This is a genomic window from Spirosoma fluviale (assembly GCF_900230225.1).
Lineage (GTDB): Bacteria > Bacteroidota > Bacteroidia > Cytophagales > Spirosomataceae > Spirosoma > Spirosoma fluviale.
Map to the genome: position 1 here is coordinate 167,192 of NZ_OCNH01000010.1, position 17,138 is coordinate 184,329.

The window sequence follows — 17,138 nt, forward strand, 5'->3', positions numbered from 1 at the left end:
GCCAAACATGATCATTACTTATCAAGTTTTTTCAGGATCTCCTTTAGTCGTTCAATTAGCGAAGGAAGTTCACTGCGGGCCTGTGCAGCCAGTTGAAGCGGTTTTAACGCATATTTTTGCACAGAATCGTAGCGATCGGTGATCTCCTCCGTACTTTCCTGAACCCACTTGCTACTACGTTCAAATTCTGGTCGGCAGTGCTCCGGCAGTTGGCTGGCTTTATAAAAAATTACATCCCCAAGATTGTCGTAAAAGGGCTTTTGATTTTCATAAAAATGAAGAAACTGAGCGGCATAGGCGTTCGCATTTTTAGAGTCGATATTTTCATACATCTCCTGAAGCAGGGGTAGATCTTCACGGATGCCTGCCAATGCCGTTTCGTTGACATAACTATTGACCGGCGGACATGGGCCGTTTGGCGGGGCAACTGGTGGACCTGTTGGGGTAGGGGGCGCTTTTTGGCAGGTTGGACAGTCGATCAGGTCATTTTTGATTTGTGGATTTTGTGGGTCGCCATTCGCACGGGCCAGGCTTTCTGTCTGCTGAACAACGTCTTTTAAAAGCTTATCCCAGGTAGCCGGGCCAGTTTGCCCATCTGCCATCTGTTGCCGGACTGCGTTCTGCCAGGAAACGCTCATCCATCCCCCTTTAGGGTCGCTATGCGAAAACTGACCCCGCTTGCTGCTACTCATAACAAAACCACCCCGATAGTTGCGAAATAACCGCTGAAATCGTTGTGGATTATAAGTCGTGTTTTTCATGATTTCGACCGCACGCCCCGAGGTGAGAGGGGGCTCATCGGACCGCTCCTTGTTGCAGGCTTCGCCAATTGCAATGGTTAATCGGGCATTGCGGGCGCGGAGTTGCTGATAAATGTCGAGCAGATTACGGGAAGCCGTTTCGAGACTCGTACGATCGGTGTTGGCATTTCCAAAAATTAGCGATGGATAGTCATTCAGGCGACTATTCCACCCGTGTCCGACAAAGTAAAAAAAGATGACATCGTCAGGACCGGCTTTCAATTGACTTATCGTTTCGTCGAGTTCATTGACGCGGCAATGCCCACCAAAATGATTTGACAAATTAAGCGCCAGGCCAGCCTGTTTGGCAATAGCAGGAGCTAAGTCGTTGACCAAATATGTATGTGTTTTTAAGGTAGCACCTCCAATATCGGGATCATCGGTATCGGTAAAGACCAGAAAGTGCAGCGTCTGCCCCCAGGCAGGTAAGCACAGGAGGCAGACAAGACAGCTAAAAAAATAGGTAATGACTCGGAATGGCATCATGCTTTTTTAGGTTTAGGCTTAGGTTTAGGCGTGATTTTTTTGTCAGTTACCCTGGGCGGCACTATGGTTTCCGACGTACTCCCTCCCAACAGCTGTACTACATTCCTGAATTTGTCGGAATTCCCTTTCAGGGTTGCATAGTCGAGTTGGGCATAGGCCGTTGAAATCAGGAAATTAACGTTTGTAAATCGCTGCCGTGGTTTAGGGTGTGATGGAAATAGGGGTTGCGTTTCTATTGTATTGGCCGCTGTCTGTGCTAACTGAGCGGCTTGTTCGTTGCGTTGAGCAATACTGTTTGTCAGGGATGCCTGCTGGGAGCTGGCGTTTACACTGTAGGATTTTTGAAGCCAGTTCATAGCGGCCAGGCGCTGACCTTTCTGTCGGTCGTCTTTATCTTCTTCCGCTAATTTTTTCCAGATCAGGGCCGCTTCCCTGGGGTCGTAGCCCGCCTTCACCATGTAGTGCAGACCAATACGGTCGGCCTGTGCTTCCTGCTGCTGGCTAAAACTACTGACGGCCATTTCGCCAGCCGCTTTGGTGACCAGGGCTGGTGTAATGTCGCCTGTTCCCATCGCAACCAGGGCACCAAACGTACTGATAGCCTCCCAGTTCTGATGCCGTCTAAATTGAGAGGCATGGTGTTTCTGGGTAACGTGGGCAATTTCGTGCCCTAAAATAGCCGCTAGCTGGGCTTCGTTGTCGATCTTGGTAAGCAATCCTTTATGCACCACCACAGACCCATTGGGGTAAGAGGACGCATTAAAGCTCTCATCATCGACCAGGTAAAACTTGAAGTCTATATGATCGGGATGGTCAATGGGCAGTGAGCGGATATAGTCTGGCACTAACTGGCGACCAATAGTGCTGATATAATCCTGAGCCGATGTGCTGGTGATAAACCGAAATTTCCACGCTTCAGCTATGGACAGTTCATTTTTGGTGACCTTCAACTCCTGGTTGGTCGCCTTTCGCAGCAGGTAGTCCTCTTTGCTCATCATGGATGGCCGGTTGGTACCCTTGGTGGCGTAAATAATACCATCCGGTTTACGTTCGCCCCATACCTGCACTTCGCTGCCAAGCTGCATGTCATTGAAAGAGGTGAATTTCTTGTTTTTCCATTCCTCGCGCCCTTCAATAGACTTGCCTTTATCGAGTGTAAGAACCACCATCTGGCCATCAATGGTAGCTTTGTCGCCCTCAAGCCGCTCGTATAGTCCGGTAATAGTGGTCGGACCATAGTATTTTTCCTGCAAGCAGATACGGATAGCCAGGTTCCGCTGAGTAATCTGAAAGTAATCCACCTGTAGATTGATTTTCATACCTGCCCGAAAATCAATGGCCTGCATGAATTCATCGGGTTTGATCGTACTTTTTTTACGCTTGTTGAATGCTGATTTCTTCATAAACAGCGTGGTGTCCTGAATCGTAATCACACTGTGTCTGTTGTCGTCGTCCTCTTCAAAGGAAACATACATCTCCCGAAACGGAGCTTTGAACTCAACAATCGTCGCATTCTCGAGTTTTACGCTTTGCGCCACTTCCGACTGGGCAAAGGAAAGGTGTGGCAACAGGGTTAGCAGTGTGCCAAGCAGACTAGAAAGGATTAGATTTCTCATAATTAATTGATTGAAGAATAGGAAAGAGTACGTTATTTTTTTGCAACATCTGTTGAGCGCGTTGTTACAACCAGTCTGGTTTCGGCTTGCTGAGGCACTCTGCCCACTGCTCGGCTAGTACATCGAACGCTTTTAAGTGCGTCGTTGAGGCTTCCCTCCAATACATCGACACCGTAGATGTTTTGCTTGGTACTGACCGGGCAAAATGAGTTATTGGCCGCTACAGCTATTAATGTCTCCTGGCCGTAGGGGGGCACGCAGACAAATGGTTCGGGAAACCATATGTCCTGATTTTCCTGGCCAGGTTTGATTTCGTAATCGTTCCAGAGCAGCGAAGGTGACCCGTCGGCCTGGATGTAAAGCAGCCGTACGTGGCAGGGTTTATTGACCCGCACTTTAACGTAAAGCGTGTCGTTTTGCCAGAATTCAATGTGCTTGCCTACTTTGGCCGACGTGGCCAGCTGTATTTTCAGCGCATCTGGTTTGGGCGGGCCGGGCGGAGAAGGGGGCGCGCCTTCGTTCAGTTTTTGCTGCGTCGTAATGGCCTGATCATTTCCTTCCGGCTTAAGTTTCAACCCCTTTTCGTACACCCAGTTCATGGGTAGGTCGGTGTTCGGTTTGAGAGCAACCAGGGATTTGTCTGTGGATATATCATAGATTTCAGCGGTTACTTCAACATAATCGGCTTTCTGGCGGTAAGCTCCCCGAACGCCAACACCCTGCGCCGAAGAAGCGGGTTCGACCGTTAATCCTTCGTCTGTGCGTAACCGAAAGCTGAGCGCACTCATCAGTTCATCCGAGAATGGATTGGTAATGTTGCTGTTCTCATAAGAGAATTTAGTTAAGTAAACGGTTTTGATATTGGCAGGAAGCTTTTCCCGAATGGCCCGCGCCACCCGGTGGGCCATCCAGCTCAAATCACGCTCACGAGCGCGAATCGAGTCCAGGTTAATGGATGTGGGAAAGGGTGCCAGACCTGCCGGAATTGCCTTGATGCGTTCGATCAGGGCAATTCGGAAGTCCTTGGGCTCATACCCGCTGTTGCCCGCAAAGACACTAAACACGAAATGAACCCCGATCAGATTTTTTCGTTTGATACGGGCTTTGAGCACCTTGCCGAACTCCACACTTTGTTCGACGTAGGTAACCAGTTCGAGTTTTCCTGCGGGCGTACGACCTAGTCGGTAACTTTCTTTGCCGAACGGGACCGTCAAAACAGCTCGCTTGTTATAAAACTGCCCTAAATACTCAGTGGCCGGATATTGTTCTCCCTCCCGCTCGGCTACGTCATCATAGACCCTCACCGAGTCTGATAAAAAGTGCTCTTTATTGACGGTTTGCTGGAAAAATAAAGCCTCGCCCGGCGAAGGGGCATCGGTGACGATCCCGTTCAGGTGGGTAATATACAGTTCGAATGCATTTCGGCACTCAATTATGAATTTTAAGCTGTCTCCCCGCGAGAACCGGATTGACGACTGCCCAGGGGCGAGTAAGGGCAGTAAGCAAAACAAGAGTACCAGTCGTTTCATAGGGATGGCTAGAGGATAGTTAGAGAATCATAATCTCACAGGTCCGGTCAATGTACTCTGGCTGTTGGCTATTGCCCGTTTTTTGCGTTTGTTGAATAACCTCATTACGGGTATCCCGGAGTACTTCATCAAGCCGCCGTCCCTGGTGAAGGTATTTCAGAAGTGCCTCGGTATAATAGCCGTTCTGGTTGGGGCCGTTGCGTGCCGTAGCACCAGGGGCTGTGGCGAGCGCCACATAACAATTGCGGATTTTGCTTTCAACCCGTACCGGTCGAAAGCCCCGATGAGTACCATCATCGGGAAGTGAATGTACCGGTAGTCGAGGCTGAGCCTGCTTGCCGGTCGTCGATCGGACGCGACTGCTATCCCGTTTGACGGGCGTTGGTGGCACAGTGGCAGATTGTTTAAATGGGTCGTCGCGGCAGGCGTCCAGAATCAGGATGCAGTAACGTGGCTGGGCATTCTGGAGCTGGTCGATCACGGTCGTTACCGAAAATGCCTGCTGTTCTACGGAATCTGGCCGTTCCAGATTGAGGTTTACGTCTACCGGCAGCAGGTAGTTGGTTCCCTTATGCTCAATACCATGACCGGCGTAGAACAGCAGGGCAACATCGGCTCCTTTCGCCTTGGCATAGAATCGGTTAAGGGCAGCCTGTGTCGTGTCGTAGTGTATATCCGTTAAAATCTCTGTTACGAAACCCAGTTTGTCCAGGCGGTCTTTCATGGCGCGGGCATCGTTGAGAGGTTGCCCGTTCAGGCTGTTGACGTTGCGGTAGCCGCTGTTGCCAATGACCAGAGCCACTCGCCGACCTGAGAAGGTTGACGTAGGCAGCACTGCACCGGTCTGAAGCTGACGTTCCAGTTGACGTTTCAGCACGAGGGCCTCTATATAACTGGGCTGGGTGGTTAGCGACAGGTTATAATACCGTAGGGCTTCTGTCGACTGCTTCTTCTGCTGATACGCTTCGCCTAAGTCGCTGTACACACGAAATGGCTCACGGTGTTTACGCTGCAGACTGGCCTCAAAATCGGCGATGGCTAAATCGGTCTGTCCTTTGTACAACCTTGCCCGCCCCCGATTTCTATAGGGAAAAGGAGAGGTCGGGTCCAGATCAATACCGCGTTGAGCCGTTTTTTCAGCTTCGTCAAAACGTCCCTGTTTGGTTTGGCAATAGCTTAGTGTGCTGTAAAAGTTGGCTGTGCCAGGGCTTAGTTTGATTGCCTGCCGAATATCGTTGGCTGCCCGGTCATACTCGCTCAGGGACAGGTAAATAAAGGCCTTTTGAGCATAATAGACAGCCGAACTGTCATTCAGCCTTATGGCCTGCTCAATGTCGTTGATCGCTTCGGTGAGCTGCCCCGCCTGCCGCCTGACAATAGCCCGCCCGTAGTAAGCAAGTGATTCGGTGGGATGTTGCTCGATTATCTTGCTGTAAAGCTGTATGGCTTTTAATGAGTCGCGCTCTTCATCGGCATTTTTAAGCAGCGTTTGCTTATCCTGTGCCATTGCGCAGAAGCCAGCCATGCATAGAATTAAGACAAGCAGAAAGCGGTTCATTTTGGTTCGTTGGTTAATACGACATTCGATAAAGTAGCCCTGTAACTGCTGTTTTGGGCAATCTCGGGATCTACAGGCACTACGTCAGTGCGTTGGCTTTTGTAGAGTTGCGGGGTCGCCAGTGACGCCGTTACTCCTTCCAAAACGGTGAGCCGTCCTGTGTAGTGACCATCCGCAGTACGCAGAAAATCGGTGCAGAAGTGCAGATCAAATGAGGCAATACGGTACAGATTCCACCCGCTTCGTTGTTGGACCGAAGCCCCTAGTTGACTAATGACTAAGGTATCTGTACGGTGGTCTGTACGAAGCAGTAATGTATCCTGGGGTATCAACTGCCTGATCCGGGACAGCGCTTCTGTCTGATTCGGTCCCCCGCCCAGCACCTGAAGCAGACTGGCCTCTAACTGCTGGTGGTAATGCGACACCATGTCTAGCGTTAATCCAGACGGCTCATCACCCCATTTTTTTGCTTCTACCGACTGGATTCGAAAGTTGGTCAGTTTGTCCTTGTGTTTATCGACCCGGAGGGTCATACGCCACTGACCTCGGTACTGAACAGGTTTTCGACTCGCTATGTAAATACCGAATAAGGTAACAGGGACGAGTACCTGTAGTTGCACTGAATGGCGATTGGACGATACTACCTGAATGGAACGCGTTCGTTGGTCGATGTCAAATCGGAAGTTCCTCTCCCAAAATGCAGCTTTCATTCGTGTCAACCAGTCAGCTGCCCGATTCACGGGTAAGCCTATACGTAGCAGGCCCGGCAGGTGGACTGTGTCGGCTACAAAAAATCGATCAAGTAAAGACGCCTGCTGATCCCTTGCCAGACTCGTATCAGCCTGGCCCGACAACTGATTGATAGTCTGTTGAAAATCAGCCAGCCAGCGTGAAATCTCCTGCGTTGTCGTTGCCGGAAGGCGGGTCGTATCAGGCCTGGCTATCGGTTGCCCGCCAAAAGCCCCGTAGGTAATAAGTAAGAGAAGAACATGAATGATGAATTTCATGGTGTGGATAGAAAACTATTATTTGGGTGAATTAGCCGGTCGTAAATCAATGTATTGAGTCAGTAATGGGGGTAATAAGCTCAGGCTGTTGTGTCCATAGAGCTCGGTAATAAGCCAGCCTGAGTTTTCTTTTTCACGGTTTAGATCATTCAGACGTAAAACCCAGCCACGACCCGTATTTAGATATAAGCTAACCGACTGAGTTGTTTCAACGGATAGGGAGCCGTTCTCTATAGCCTTCGATAGAGCGACCAGCCTTCCCCTTGCAGGCGGGTTATCAATAGCAAACGCCATCAGATTTCGGCGGGCGTGCAAGTGGTTGTACAGAGCCAGAAACTGCGTTTCGTGCGTTTGCGAAGCGATAAAAAGCAATGTGTCACGCTGAGCTACGTATTGCTGGACTGTATCGGTCGAAGCAGGCTTTAAAAATGGAGCCTCTACATCAATGATTTTCCACTCATAATATTTTTCGGTACGGGTCATAACCAGATAAAAACGTATTGATTTCAGAACCCCTTTGTAGCGCACGGAATACGTTACATCACCAAATAAGTTGCGGGCTATTTCGGGAATGTATACCTGAGCTGTGTCACTGGCGACCTCGTCGACAAACTCGTTGACCAGTTGTTCATAAATCCGGTTGAATTTCCCCGAGCGTGGACTGGTGCGGGGGTCCTGTTCATCAAATAGGGATCGGATGTAACGAACCCGTGGGTACATCTGTCGACTTGACGAATCAACTATCTGGTTCATGGGCGTACGTCGGTAATTGAGCCGGTTTATGAAGTCCCGTACAAACGCAATGCTTTGTCCCATAAAGGGTTCGGCCTCTCGCCGGTCTACAGTGATAAATGGCTCATTCGGTATTGGAAGTGAATCGCCCGGGAGGCTTTCCCTAACCGGTGCAATTCCCCCTGATACGGTATCCGGTTGGGCACTCAGCCGACTGGTCGTGTCGGACCGAAACGGTAGTACCGGTTGAGGCAACGTATCGGTTTGTACAAACAGGCCTGGTCTTTCCATGTGTTTCCCAACGAGTAGTGGTATCGGTAGGGGAGAAGGCCGTTCTTTCAACTGCAGGCTGGCTAACCAGAAAATAAGGTAGTATACCATAATGCCGGATGCAGTTATTGAGCGGCTGCCTTACCTGTAGCGGAAACACTAATGTTCTCAAATAAGACCATCCAGTGCTTTTCTTTAAATTCCGGGTCGTCGCGCATGCGTAAATCCACATCAATCTTTTTCTTATCGAGGTGGTTTACTACCGGAATCAATCGACCATTTATTCGTCGCCAGGCTTTGAAATTCTGGAAGTAATAGCCTGTTGCCTGGTACGAACCATCTTTTTGTAGTACCCAGTCGTCTACCCTGGCTGCATTGAAGTTAGTTACCTTTACTTGTGAGTAAGGCAAATTTTTAAGTCGTTGAAAGTAGGTTGCAATGGGGATAGGCTGAGAAACGGGGCCATCTGAATTTTTAATGCTGCTGGGGTTTGATGTCCGTGAAACCTGAATGGTTGCATTTCTGGTGAACAGCTTCAGCGCGTTTGTAATAGCCTGATTCCGTTCGTCGAATGAAAGGTCTTTATCCGCAATGGTGCTGATGTAACTCTCCAGTTCTTCGATGCGGGTACGTGCTCGTATCTGGAAATCCGCTAACTCCTGATTTGACAGCGGTGACTGACTTTGTCCCCGGCTGGCAAATACTAAGATAAGGAGTGACAGTATGTATTTCATGATGAAAATTGGTTTTTACGTAGAAACTGGGTGAATAGGGTAATCACTTTAGTTAGGCAATTAGACAGAAGGATAGGATTTATTAAGGCTCATTTCCATATTTCCTGAACGGCCAGTTCTTCATAATGCTGGCCTGATGCATCGAGTTTGGATTGTTTCTCAACCACGTTTATCTGCTGAATTTTGGCCGCCAGTAATGAGTACCGTTCCATAAGTCGGTCTACCGGCACCCACTCTACTTCGGTTGTATTGACAAACACCCGCACCTTCGCATTTGATGACAGAAACCGGCTGGCTTGTCCGTGTTGCCCTTTACGATAGGCATAGCTCAACGACTCGTCGGTCAGGGTGTTCAACAACTGGTTGACCTCGCTGAAGGAAGGGGCCTGTCCTGGCGTCGATATGGCAGGTTGCGTGTTAGCGGCCACTGTTGCTGGTGGGTCGACTAAAACCTGGCTATTCCCGTTGTTGGGAGCAGGCCTTGAAACAGCCGTTTGATTAGCCGGAGTAGGATATGCGCTGGTACCTGCCAGCGTTGCCTGTGCGGCAGCATTGGTAGCACCGATGGAATAAATAGACGCCTGACCAGCCACGCGGGCCGATGTGATTTGCATCATCCGGCTTTGCGTATCGTCCAGCAGGCTCTTCCAGCTAACCTGCTCGTTATAGTGACAGGCATAATCCAGAGCCTGTAAAAATGCCCAGGTGTAGTGGCTGCCATTGAGTGAGGCACCCGACACCTGTCCGCGTTTACTGCTACTGACCAGAATACCACCGCGTTCGCCCAGGAAGAGTTGTCGATAAATTTCTGCGTTGCAGGAAGTGCCTTTCACGAAGGATCGTGTAGTTTCTAATTTTTGATCAATAAGCCGATTGCAGCAATCGCCGAACGTCAGACAAAATCTGGCTTTTTTGCTCATGAGCACCTCGTGTACATCTGCCAGGGGGGGATTTTTATCAAGGGCAGTGGTGTCCATAAGGAGCAACGGAAAGTCACTGTTGTTTTTCTTGTAATTAAATCCATGTCCGGTAAAATAAAACACGATGATATCATCGGGAGCGCACGACAAACTATCAATCGTTGTAGATAACGCATTGAATGTGAATTGGCTACCCATCAATAAAGTAGGCTTGTAGCGATAGCCGAGGGCTTTGGCAATAGAGCCAAACAGCCCTTGAGTTGTTGCTGCATCAATTTGGCAGGGCACCGAAAGTATTGGATCGGTCGTAGCTGATACGATAATGGCGTGAAAAGTAGACTGTGCTAATGCTGTTGTTGACAGGGCCAGATAGATAAGAAAACAGAAAGCAGTACGCATGTTGGTTGATTCTAGTTTTATTAGTAATGGCGGCTAGTGCAGAAACGTGATCAGTAGTAATCTGAAATAGTTTTGAGTTTTAAAAAGTATAGTGGTCAAGCCTAACAAACAACGACTTAAAAGTAGGCCATTAAACTAGCGGTATCAATACCAACATCTGGGTAATCAGTCTAAGAATTGTCCTGATTTGTTAAACCCTATTTTATTCATAAGATTTGGTAGACTTTCTGAGAATTATTAATCGAAGGATTGATAATCAAGCATAAAAAAAGCCCTAAAAGGGCCCAATCCACCAAGTATATCCGTCTGCCCCCTACGCATTTATTGATTCAACTGATTTCGTTTCGTATTGTAGCCCAGTTGGTATCCGCGCTTATTGGCTTCATCCAGAAAGGAATGGTTGATCAGGACATCGACCTTAGCCTGCCGTTCCCGAAAGGGGGCCAGCAACTTCTCAATACGTTTATCCGGAATACCGATGCGCTGGCCAAAGGTCGTAAAATCGGCAACCCCCGGGTGATTGGTGCGTTTGAATACGTCCGATTGATAACCGTCAGCAAATAAGCCTTTGTCCAGCGCAAAATCCGTGTCGTCTACGTGCAGACGGGTGTTGAGTAGATCATAGGCTGGGCTCAGCAAGTAATCCCCGTTGGCCGACTCCATCAGCGAGAAGTTTTTCAGGTGCGCATCGCCGTTGGAGAACAGAAAATTAAAGACCACCAGGGCGAAGTATCGTTCTATTTCGACTCGCCAGGCTGGTACGTACTTTCGGATCAATAGGCCTATTTCTTCGTAGCTGTAGGTGTACTTGAAGTTGGGGCCTGCGTTATGGTGGGTTCGCCCCGATAAAGCCGCAAAGTCCTCTACACCCCATTTCGTGCCGTCCGGTTTTACGTCGAAGCGTTTGGTCAGGTAGGCTGGAGAGCCATCCTGGAAGAAAATCAAGGCATTGGCTGCCGTGTTAATGCCGAACACCTGCCGGGCAATCTGCATGGTGAGGTGTTCATTGGCCGGTACCTGATCCACCTTTTTGATATCGCGGGGGATGGGCTTTAAGATGTAGGTTCCCTGTTCGCCTGGATGGGTCAGCCGTAAGCTGTTCTTCTCCAGAACCAAGCTTTCCTTTTCCTGCACCCCTGATATGGAAATTCGTTTCCGATTTTCCATAAACAACTCAGCAACGATCTCGCTTTTCTGGGGCAGCTCGTAGGGTAGGATAGGGCTGACTTTGCGCCCATTGAATACCGTGCGCAAACAGAGCGGGCTGTAGGTTGTAAAGCTTTCTGCCAGTGTACCGGGGCAATTTTTTATAACGGGTAAACTCATAAGTCAGCTACCGGGCGTAGGGTGATGGCACCAATCGTGTCGTATTGTGCGGTGGCTAGCAGCAGGCCAAAGCTGTCGGCCTCATCGACCCGAAGTTGAACGCTCTGTAACCGCCGATTTACCCCTTCGCTCAGCATGTTGAAAAAGAACGGGAATAGCGCATCACTTCGGTATTCTGATTGGGTTTTGGGAAGAGTAAGACTGATAGCAGGTTTATGCGGATCGGCAAGCCAAAGCTCGTCGTAGCGGAAAAGATACTGTCGGCGGTTTTCCTCCATGAGGTAGCCCGCCAGTTCGCCGTTTCGATAGACTGCTGCCTGACGCATGGTGTTACGGATTCAGTTGCTTAATGACCAGTGTTAATTCCATACCCAAAACATCCGCCAGTTTACTCAGTGTTTCGACGGTTGGGTTCCCCTTGCCGGATTCGATCTGTTTAATGGTACGCAAACTCACCCCCGACAGTTCGGCCAGATACTCCTGGGTGATGTGAAGAACATCCCGACGATTTTTGACTGTATCAATTATATAGTATTGGTGCATTGTACTGCCCTTTTTTGGATAAATATATGCAGTTGAACGTTTATATTAACTGAATGGTGTAGAATAATGCACTATTTAATTTGTTGTAATTGGGCTGCCAGTCTGCATGGGTCTAAGGCAATTTGAATAAGGCGAGCTTGTGGCAGGCCCTGGCTTTCTTAGGACAAGTGATCGTAATTTTCATCTAATACGTATATTCGCATGAGAAATAAAAAGATACGTGTATGGGTAAGGTGAAATTAACCCTGACGGTGGATGAACGTGTGGTGGCCAGTGCCAAGTTGCTGGCCAGACAGCAGCGCAAATCCCTGTCGGCTATGATCGAGGAATTACTGAATCCGGTGAGTAGTGTTCTGCCCGAAACGGCTCCAGCCATGCCCGGCGCTTTACAGCTACGAGGTATTGCCAAAGGATCGCTTAGCCAGAAAACCGACAGGCAGATTCGGGCCATGATGTACAAAGACCGCTATGGCCTATGACCATCTTTATGGATACAAACGTAATTCTTGACTGGTTACTGGATCGTGAAGATACGTTTGCCGAAGAAGCGACCACCCTGTTCCTGGCTGCTGAAGAACATCGCCTGACCATTTATATCTCTGCCGGTTCGGTGTATACCGTGACCTATGTATTGCACCGGGCCGGGAAGCGAGGGCAAAAACAGCGTGAAGCGTTGCAGGCTTTCCTGCATCTGGTGCAGGTAGCGGGAGCCGATAAAGGGACCTTTCTATCGGCCAGCCAGTTGATGACCATTAGCGATCTGGAGGACGGGTTTCAATACCAGACGGCCCTAGGCAACAGCGCAATCCAGTACTTTGTGACGGGTAATACCAAAGACTTCCGGCTAGCAGACCAAAGCCAGCTACCGGTAATAACACCCGCCGAAATGGTGAACTTGTTGTGACAGAGAAGTTGATAGTATGGGCATCAAACGCCTGTTTCATCGTCGCGCGCCATTCAGATTCACTCCCAAGTGCATAGCAAGATATACTTGGGTGATGTGAAGTACATCGTTAGGAATATCATACTTCCCGTGAATCACCCAAGAACTGACATTTCTCCAGCCGACGAACCTCCAGGCTGGGGAAGCCGTACTCCAGCACGACCTTGCCTTCCAGAAGGTACAGCCCGGCACCTCGCAGCGAATACCGCTCCTGCGTTTGGGGAAAATACGTCGTATCGAAATACTGCCTGGCCACGTCCATAAAATACCCGAACACTATGGGGCGACCGTTTTTGGCCGTAATGCGCTTGCAGGCAAGTGGGTAGCCCGTCATGGCTACCCACTTGCCTGCGTGGCCCCGCAGTTGAGCCGCCCTGATGCCCTGCACGGCACCGGCCAGCAGAGCAAATGGAGACCTCAGCGGAAACCCCAGCAGTTTCAGTTCATCGTAGGTGTCTTCCAACGCATCCTGCCAGAGTGCGGGCAGCGACCAGTTCAGCTCAGGTAAGGTAAACAGGTCCACTTCGGTCAGGTGGCGGGTGTAGTTGTTTACCAGCGCGTGGGCCTGCCACAGTAATTTCTTTTTGGTCGACCCTAGGCCCCGGAATTCCCCCACCCGGATCAGGAGTTGCTCCAGCCCCGCCGGTACGCGCTGGGTGAAATCTTCCTGGTTCGTGAAGGGCTGCTTGCTACGCTGATCCAGCAGGGCCTGAATCAGTTTTTTGTCCAGCCCTTTGATGTGAATGAAGCCCAGCCACAGGGTTTGGCCGTCCAGCCGGGTCAGGTAGGTGCTGTGCTGCAGGTCAGGCGCTTCGATGTGGGCACACCGTGGAGATTTCAGGACCATTGGTCAGTTGATTTCGCAGCAAACCGATCAATATCCCTGTACCAGTGCAGTCAGCTTAATAGCAAGGTAACCAGCCATTTAATATGGTAAATTTAAGGTGAAATTACCGGTTAGCTGAATCCGAAATTACCATTTACACCTTGCTGCTAAGTGTGTTCTGAGACAAATCGAATTGCTGATACCAAACCGGTAAGTTCAGTGTTGTTCGAAGATTGTTCATATAGCTCCGTGTCTCCTCATCTGCCGGCAAAGGGGTAACGATGATCAGCTCTTTTGCCAGTTGACCAGTTGTCCAGTATGAGTATTCCAGCAATTGACCAATAGCTTCACGAATGCACGTCCGAATAGAGGGATACGTCTTGATTTCGTAGAACAGTAGTCCGTCACCTTCCTGCCGTACCATGTCAATAAGTGTGTTGTTACTCTTGTGCATTTCACGGCTAACAGCTTGGTGACCATAGATTTCCGACAAATGCCTATGAAGTGCCAAACTGACCTGTAAATGGATTAGGGCTGGCTGTATAGTCTGTTCTGGCTTTGTGTACAACACCCCATTTGGATTAGTTGATTTGGGGCCTAGACCAGGCTCGAACGATATTGGTCCAGGCGGGGGTAAAGGCGGTAGCGTTAACGTTGGCCAAACCATCCGCATAATCAAGTCATACGTCGATTCATATTTCTGTATAAATGCAATCGTTTCGGCGGTTAGGCGCTCCAGAGAATACTCCTCAACGTTTTGTAAGCGTATCTCCTGACAATAAGTATACGATCCATCGGCTGACTTTATGAGCCGTTCGCAAAGTTGTCTCTGTAGGGGTGTTAACAACGCTTTCGCCTGTTCCCGGGCTTGTTCCTGGTAATGAATTTTTATCAGTAAACTCTGTGAGCCTGCATCAACGCCAATGGTAAAGTAAATGCCCTTACCATCATCCCCCGGTTTGAATACTCTGGCCCAAGTGTAAGGTTTGATTTGGGCAACACGACCATTATCCCAACCAGACTTTTGCCACGACTTCCTGAACGATACCTCAAACCCGATTTCAGACCTTTGAACAGACTTAGCCCACTGCTTTGTTTTCTCCCATACTCCGTCAGAAAGTACATGGCCTAATAGTTCATCTTCGAGCACGCCAGCGTGATACGTGCGACCTTGGACCTCGTGGAAGTACTCGATTTCTGGAATAGTAAAAAGGCCCATCGTTGTCGCTGATTTTATGAAAATGTCCGCATTGGTTTTAATAAATACTGACTACTCCATTCAGGAATAGTAAAGAAGCCTCAACACACCTCACATACTAATATCATCTAGAAACTCCGAACTCGGATTGACGCTGGTGATCAGCAACTGATCGCGGGCGCGGGTGCAGGCCACGTACAGGAGGTGGCGTTCGGTATTATACACGTCTTCCAGATCGGCCGTATCGGTGATCGACTCGATTCGCTCCTGGGAGGGGATCACTTCGTCGTCGCAGGCCATCACGACCACGGCTTTGAACTCCAGCCCCTTGGCCAGGTGCATGGTGCTGACGGCCACTTTGGTGCTGATGGTTTCTACCTGTTCGTCCAAAACCAGAAACGGCAGGCCAGATGCCTGAACCGCCAATTTGGCCCGGTCTATTTCCCGGTCGGAACGAACAAATACGCCGATCTCGTGGGGGGATAAACCCGTACGATGGAGGGCAGCGATCCAGTTGCCAACGAAAGCGATTTCCTGCTCCGGTGTATCGACGCAGGTGAACTCCGGTATTGGGCCATTGAATACCGAAACGGTTTTACTCCTTTCTTCCAGATTTCCGTCTGCGTCCGACACGTCGTTGCCCAGCAGTTGATCCGCTTTTCGGCGAATCTGGTGCGAGGTTCGGTAGTTGACCGTCAGCGTTTTGCTGCGACCCTGTATCGATACGCCCAGGGCTTTCCAGGAAAAGGGCTGCTGGAAGATTCGCTGACCACTATCGCCCGCAAAAAACAGGGCGTTTGGACGCGTTGCGCCTATGGCCGCCAGCAAACGCAGGTGATACACGCTTATATCCTGCGCTTCATCGACGATGACGAACTCATACGGGGGCTTTGCCGATACGGAAGTGGCTAAGCGGGTGAACACCTCAGCCATGGTGACCAGCTTTAGCTCGGTCAGACCGTTAATCACCTGACTGAAAATGAACCATAATTTGGCCCGCTGGTTTTCCGGTAATTTCGTTTTGCGACCAAGCCGCTTTACGTCCCGGTAATCCTCCCAGGTTTTGAGCTGCCAGGCATCCACCACCTGCTCCCATTCCGAGAGCAGGAAGGATACACTGAATTTCTGTTCTGGTACGGTGGCGGCTGCCTGACTGATCAATTTTATCACCTGAGCGGATGGGGCCACAACCGGAACGCCCACCGTACGTTTGTACAATCGTAACCCGACTCTGTTGATGGCTTCTACGTCAATTCGCTCGGCCAGATGTGGCTCGTTGCTGATTAGCCGACGGAGTTTAACCTTCAGCGCGTTGGCCAGAATATCCGAAAACGTGGTGAGCAATACCCGGCTGTCGGGGTTTTGCCGGGCGAGGTAAACGGCCCGGTGCAGGGCAACAATGGTTTTGCCCGTGCCTGCCGAACCCGACACCCGCGCCGGACCGGCAAACGAGCGTTCGACGGTGCCGCGCTGGTCGGGGTGGAGGAATACGGCCCACTTGTCCCAGGGGTAGTCCAACGCCCGCTGCAACTCCTCCATGTTGGACATGGTACGGAACCGACGCAGGGCATCGGGGTGCGCAAAGGGGTCTGCTGCCAGGGGCAGCGGTTTGGGTACGCTGGGGGTGCCACCCGTAGCCAGTTCCAGCAGGGCTTCTGCCGCTTCGGCGGGCAAGTGGTCGGTCAGGGTCAGCAGCGAATCTTCGTCCGCAACTTTCACATCGGCCAGCCATTCCGGCGGTACGCCGTAGCTGAGCAGGGTATCGTCAGACACCCGCTCGAATAGCTTTCTGGGGGCAGGTTTGCTGCCTTTTGTTGGTTTTCCGACATTGGCCGGTGCTTCGGCAGGTAGGTAGACCGGCACCCGGATTTCCTGTACCGTTTCGCGGATTTCAACGAATTGGGCGGCACCAGTTTTGGGATGAACTTCCAGTTTTCGGCGCTCGGCCCAGGCGTAGGCATCGTCGTGGTGATCGACGTAGCAGAGCAAGAAGCTGCCTTCGGTCTTGTGGATGATCAACCGGATGTCGCTGCTGACCCGTACCGACCAGAAATTCTTATCCCTGACTTTGTCGAGTTTATGAAAACTCAGGCTGGGGTGCGCCGGGTTGAGCTGTAGATCGAACGCGGTGTTTTTTACGGCTTTCTGCTCGTCGCCGGTGAGTTTGCCCAGACTACCGGTAAAGGTGTCCGCAATTCGAAATTCCATGTTATTGAGTGTGGTTAAGAGCACCTCTGCGATTTTCAAGAAT

At 50.2% G+C, this 17,138-nt stretch carries 16 protein-coding genes; 2 read left to right on the plus strand and 14 right to left on the minus strand.

Annotated elements, in window-relative coordinates; all coding sequences use genetic code 11:
- Nucleotides 1-14: 14 nt before the first annotated feature.
- The 11 genes from CRO74_RS30800 to CRO74_RS30850 form a co-directional block, all read right to left on the minus strand.
- On the minus strand, nt 15-1,286 hold the full coding sequence (locus CRO74_RS30800; protein ID WP_097132110.1) for a caspase family protein: 1,272 nt from the start codon (nt 1,284-1,286) through the stop codon (nt 15-17).
- Entirely contained in the window at nt 1,283-2,902 is a 1,620-nt protein-coding gene (locus CRO74_RS30805) for a M48 family metallopeptidase (RefSeq protein ID WP_097132112.1), read from the minus strand. The genes CRO74_RS30800 and CRO74_RS30805 overlap by 4 nt, the downstream gene beginning before the upstream one ends.
- A gap of 32 nt (nt 2,903-2,934) precedes the next feature.
- Complete coding sequence (locus CRO74_RS30810) at nt 2,935-4,431, minus strand: hypothetical protein (RefSeq protein ID WP_097132113.1); 1,497 nt, start codon at nt 4,429-4,431, stop codon at nt 2,935-2,937.
- Nucleotides 4,432-4,450: 19 nt separating this feature from the next.
- Entirely contained in the window at nt 4,451-5,989 is a 1,539-nt protein-coding gene (locus tag CRO74_RS30815; protein ID WP_097132116.1) for a caspase family protein, read from the minus strand.
- Nucleotides 5,986-6,996 carry a hypothetical protein gene (locus CRO74_RS30820; protein WP_097132118.1) on the minus strand — a complete coding sequence of 337 codons (1,011 nt, stop codon included), beginning with the start codon at nt 6,994-6,996 and terminating at the stop codon, nt 5,986-5,988. Before CRO74_RS30820 ends, CRO74_RS30815 begins: the two co-directional genes overlap by 4 nt.
- Before the next feature lie 18 nt (nt 6,997-7,014).
- Nucleotides 7,015-8,109, minus strand: a complete 1,095-nt coding sequence (locus CRO74_RS30825) for a hypothetical protein (RefSeq protein WP_097132119.1) — start codon at nt 8,107-8,109, stop codon at nt 7,015-7,017.
- A 14-nt stretch (nt 8,110-8,123) separates the two neighbouring features.
- Entirely contained in the window at nt 8,124-8,732 is a 609-nt protein-coding gene (locus CRO74_RS30830) for a hypothetical protein (protein ID WP_097132121.1), read from the minus strand.
- Between the two features lie 89 nt (nt 8,733-8,821).
- Complete coding sequence (locus tag CRO74_RS30835) at nt 8,822-10,051, minus strand: caspase family protein (protein ID WP_097132124.1); 1,230 nt, start codon at nt 10,049-10,051, stop codon at nt 8,822-8,824.
- A 321-nt stretch (nt 10,052-10,372) separates the two neighbouring features.
- Nucleotides 10,373-11,377, minus strand: coding sequence for a type II toxin-antitoxin system HipA family toxin (locus CRO74_RS30840; RefSeq protein WP_097132126.1), 1,005 nt, complete (start codon nt 11,375-11,377; stop codon nt 10,373-10,375).
- Nucleotides 11,374-11,703 (minus strand): HipA N-terminal domain-containing protein, encoded by a 330-nt coding sequence (locus CRO74_RS30845; protein WP_097132128.1) that lies wholly within the window; start codon nt 11,701-11,703, stop codon nt 11,374-11,376. Before CRO74_RS30845 ends, CRO74_RS30840 begins: the two co-directional genes overlap by 4 nt.
- Nucleotides 11,704-11,707: 4 nt before the next feature.
- Entirely contained in the window at nt 11,708-11,920 is a 213-nt protein-coding gene (locus CRO74_RS30850) for a type II toxin-antitoxin system RelB family anti-toxin (RefSeq protein WP_097132130.1), read from the minus strand.
- Between the two features lie 224 nt (nt 11,921-12,144).
- Between CRO74_RS30850 and CRO74_RS30855 the strand changes: the two genes are divergently transcribed.
- Together CRO74_RS30855 and CRO74_RS30860 are read left to right on the plus strand one after the other, a co-directional pair.
- A complete protein-coding gene (locus CRO74_RS30855; protein WP_097132132.1) occupies nt 12,145-12,399 on the plus strand; it encodes a DUF6364 family protein in 255 nt (84 codons plus the stop codon).
- Between the two features lie 8 nt (nt 12,400-12,407).
- Complete coding sequence (locus CRO74_RS30860; protein WP_179830351.1) at nt 12,408-12,824, plus strand: type II toxin-antitoxin system VapC family toxin; 417 nt, start codon at nt 12,408-12,410, stop codon at nt 12,822-12,824.
- Between the two features lie 118 nt (nt 12,825-12,942).
- Here CRO74_RS30860 and CRO74_RS30865 read toward each other — a convergent pair whose 3' ends face one another.
- From CRO74_RS30865 to CRO74_RS30875, 3 genes are all read right to left on the minus strand, one after another.
- Nucleotides 12,943-13,710, minus strand: coding sequence for a helix-hairpin-helix domain-containing protein (locus tag CRO74_RS30865; RefSeq protein WP_097132136.1), 768 nt, complete (start codon nt 13,708-13,710; stop codon nt 12,943-12,945).
- Between the two features lie 133 nt (nt 13,711-13,843).
- Nucleotides 13,844-14,908 carry a hypothetical protein gene (locus CRO74_RS30870; protein ID WP_097132139.1) on the minus strand — a complete coding sequence of 355 codons (1,065 nt, stop codon included), beginning with the start codon at nt 14,906-14,908 and terminating at the stop codon, nt 13,844-13,846.
- Between the two features lie 90 nt (nt 14,909-14,998).
- The gene (locus CRO74_RS30875) at nt 14,999-17,095 is read right to left on the minus strand and encodes a 3'-5' exonuclease (protein WP_097132141.1); all 2,097 of its coding nucleotides are present in this window, start codon (nt 17,093-17,095) and stop codon (nt 14,999-15,001) included.
- Nucleotides 17,096-17,138: the final 43 nt, after the last annotated feature.

What these genes read in the sequence shown, in the direction of transcription:
- CRO74_RS30805 (WP_097132112.1), bottom strand. Translation starts at nt 2,902, where the DNA reads ATGAGAAATCTAATCCTTTCTAGTCTGCTTGGCACACTGCTAACCCTG.
- CRO74_RS30855 (WP_097132132.1), top strand. Translation starts at nt 12,145, where the DNA reads ATGGGTAAGGTGAAATTAACCCTGACGGTGGATGAACGTGTGGTGGCC.
- CRO74_RS30815 (WP_097132116.1), bottom strand. Translation starts at nt 5,989, where the DNA reads ATGAACCGCTTTCTGCTTGTCTTAATTCTATGCATGGCTGGCTTCTGC.
- CRO74_RS30825 (WP_097132119.1), bottom strand. Translation starts at nt 8,109, where the DNA reads ATGGTATACTACCTTATTTTCTGGTTAGCCAGCCTGCAGTTGAAAGAA.
- CRO74_RS30830 (WP_097132121.1), bottom strand. Translation starts at nt 8,732, where the DNA reads ATGAAATACATACTGTCACTCCTTATCTTAGTATTTGCCAGCCGGGGA.
- CRO74_RS30860 (WP_179830351.1), top strand. Translation starts at nt 12,408, where the DNA reads ATGGATACAAACGTAATTCTTGACTGGTTACTGGATCGTGAAGATACG.
- CRO74_RS30835 (WP_097132124.1), bottom strand. Translation starts at nt 10,051, where the DNA reads ATGCGTACTGCTTTCTGTTTTCTTATCTATCTGGCCCTGTCAACAACA.
- CRO74_RS30850 (WP_097132130.1), bottom strand. Translation starts at nt 11,920, where the DNA reads ATGCACCAATACTATATAATTGATACAGTCAAAAATCGTCGGGATGTT.
- CRO74_RS30875 (WP_097132141.1), bottom strand. Translation starts at nt 17,095, where the DNA reads ATGGAATTTCGAATTGCGGACACCTTTACCGGTAGTCTGGGCAAACTC.
- CRO74_RS30840 (WP_097132126.1), bottom strand. Translation starts at nt 11,377, where the DNA reads ATGAGTTTACCCGTTATAAAAAATTGCCCCGGTACACTGGCAGAAAGC.
- CRO74_RS30870 (WP_097132139.1), bottom strand. Translation starts at nt 14,908, where the DNA reads ATGGGCCTTTTTACTATTCCAGAAATCGAGTACTTCCACGAGGTCCAA.
- CRO74_RS30865 (WP_097132136.1), bottom strand. Translation starts at nt 13,710, where the DNA reads ATGGTCCTGAAATCTCCACGGTGTGCCCACATCGAAGCGCCTGACCTG.
- CRO74_RS30810 (WP_097132113.1), bottom strand. Translation starts at nt 4,431, where the DNA reads ATGAAACGACTGGTACTCTTGTTTTGCTTACTGCCCTTACTCGCCCCT.
- CRO74_RS30845 (WP_097132128.1), bottom strand. Translation starts at nt 11,703, where the DNA reads ATGCGTCAGGCAGCAGTCTATCGAAACGGCGAACTGGCGGGCTACCTC.
- CRO74_RS30800 (WP_097132110.1), bottom strand. Translation starts at nt 1,286, where the DNA reads ATGATGCCATTCCGAGTCATTACCTATTTTTTTAGCTGTCTTGTCTGC.
- CRO74_RS30820 (WP_097132118.1), bottom strand. Translation starts at nt 6,996, where the DNA reads ATGAAATTCATCATTCATGTTCTTCTCTTACTTATTACCTACGGGGCT.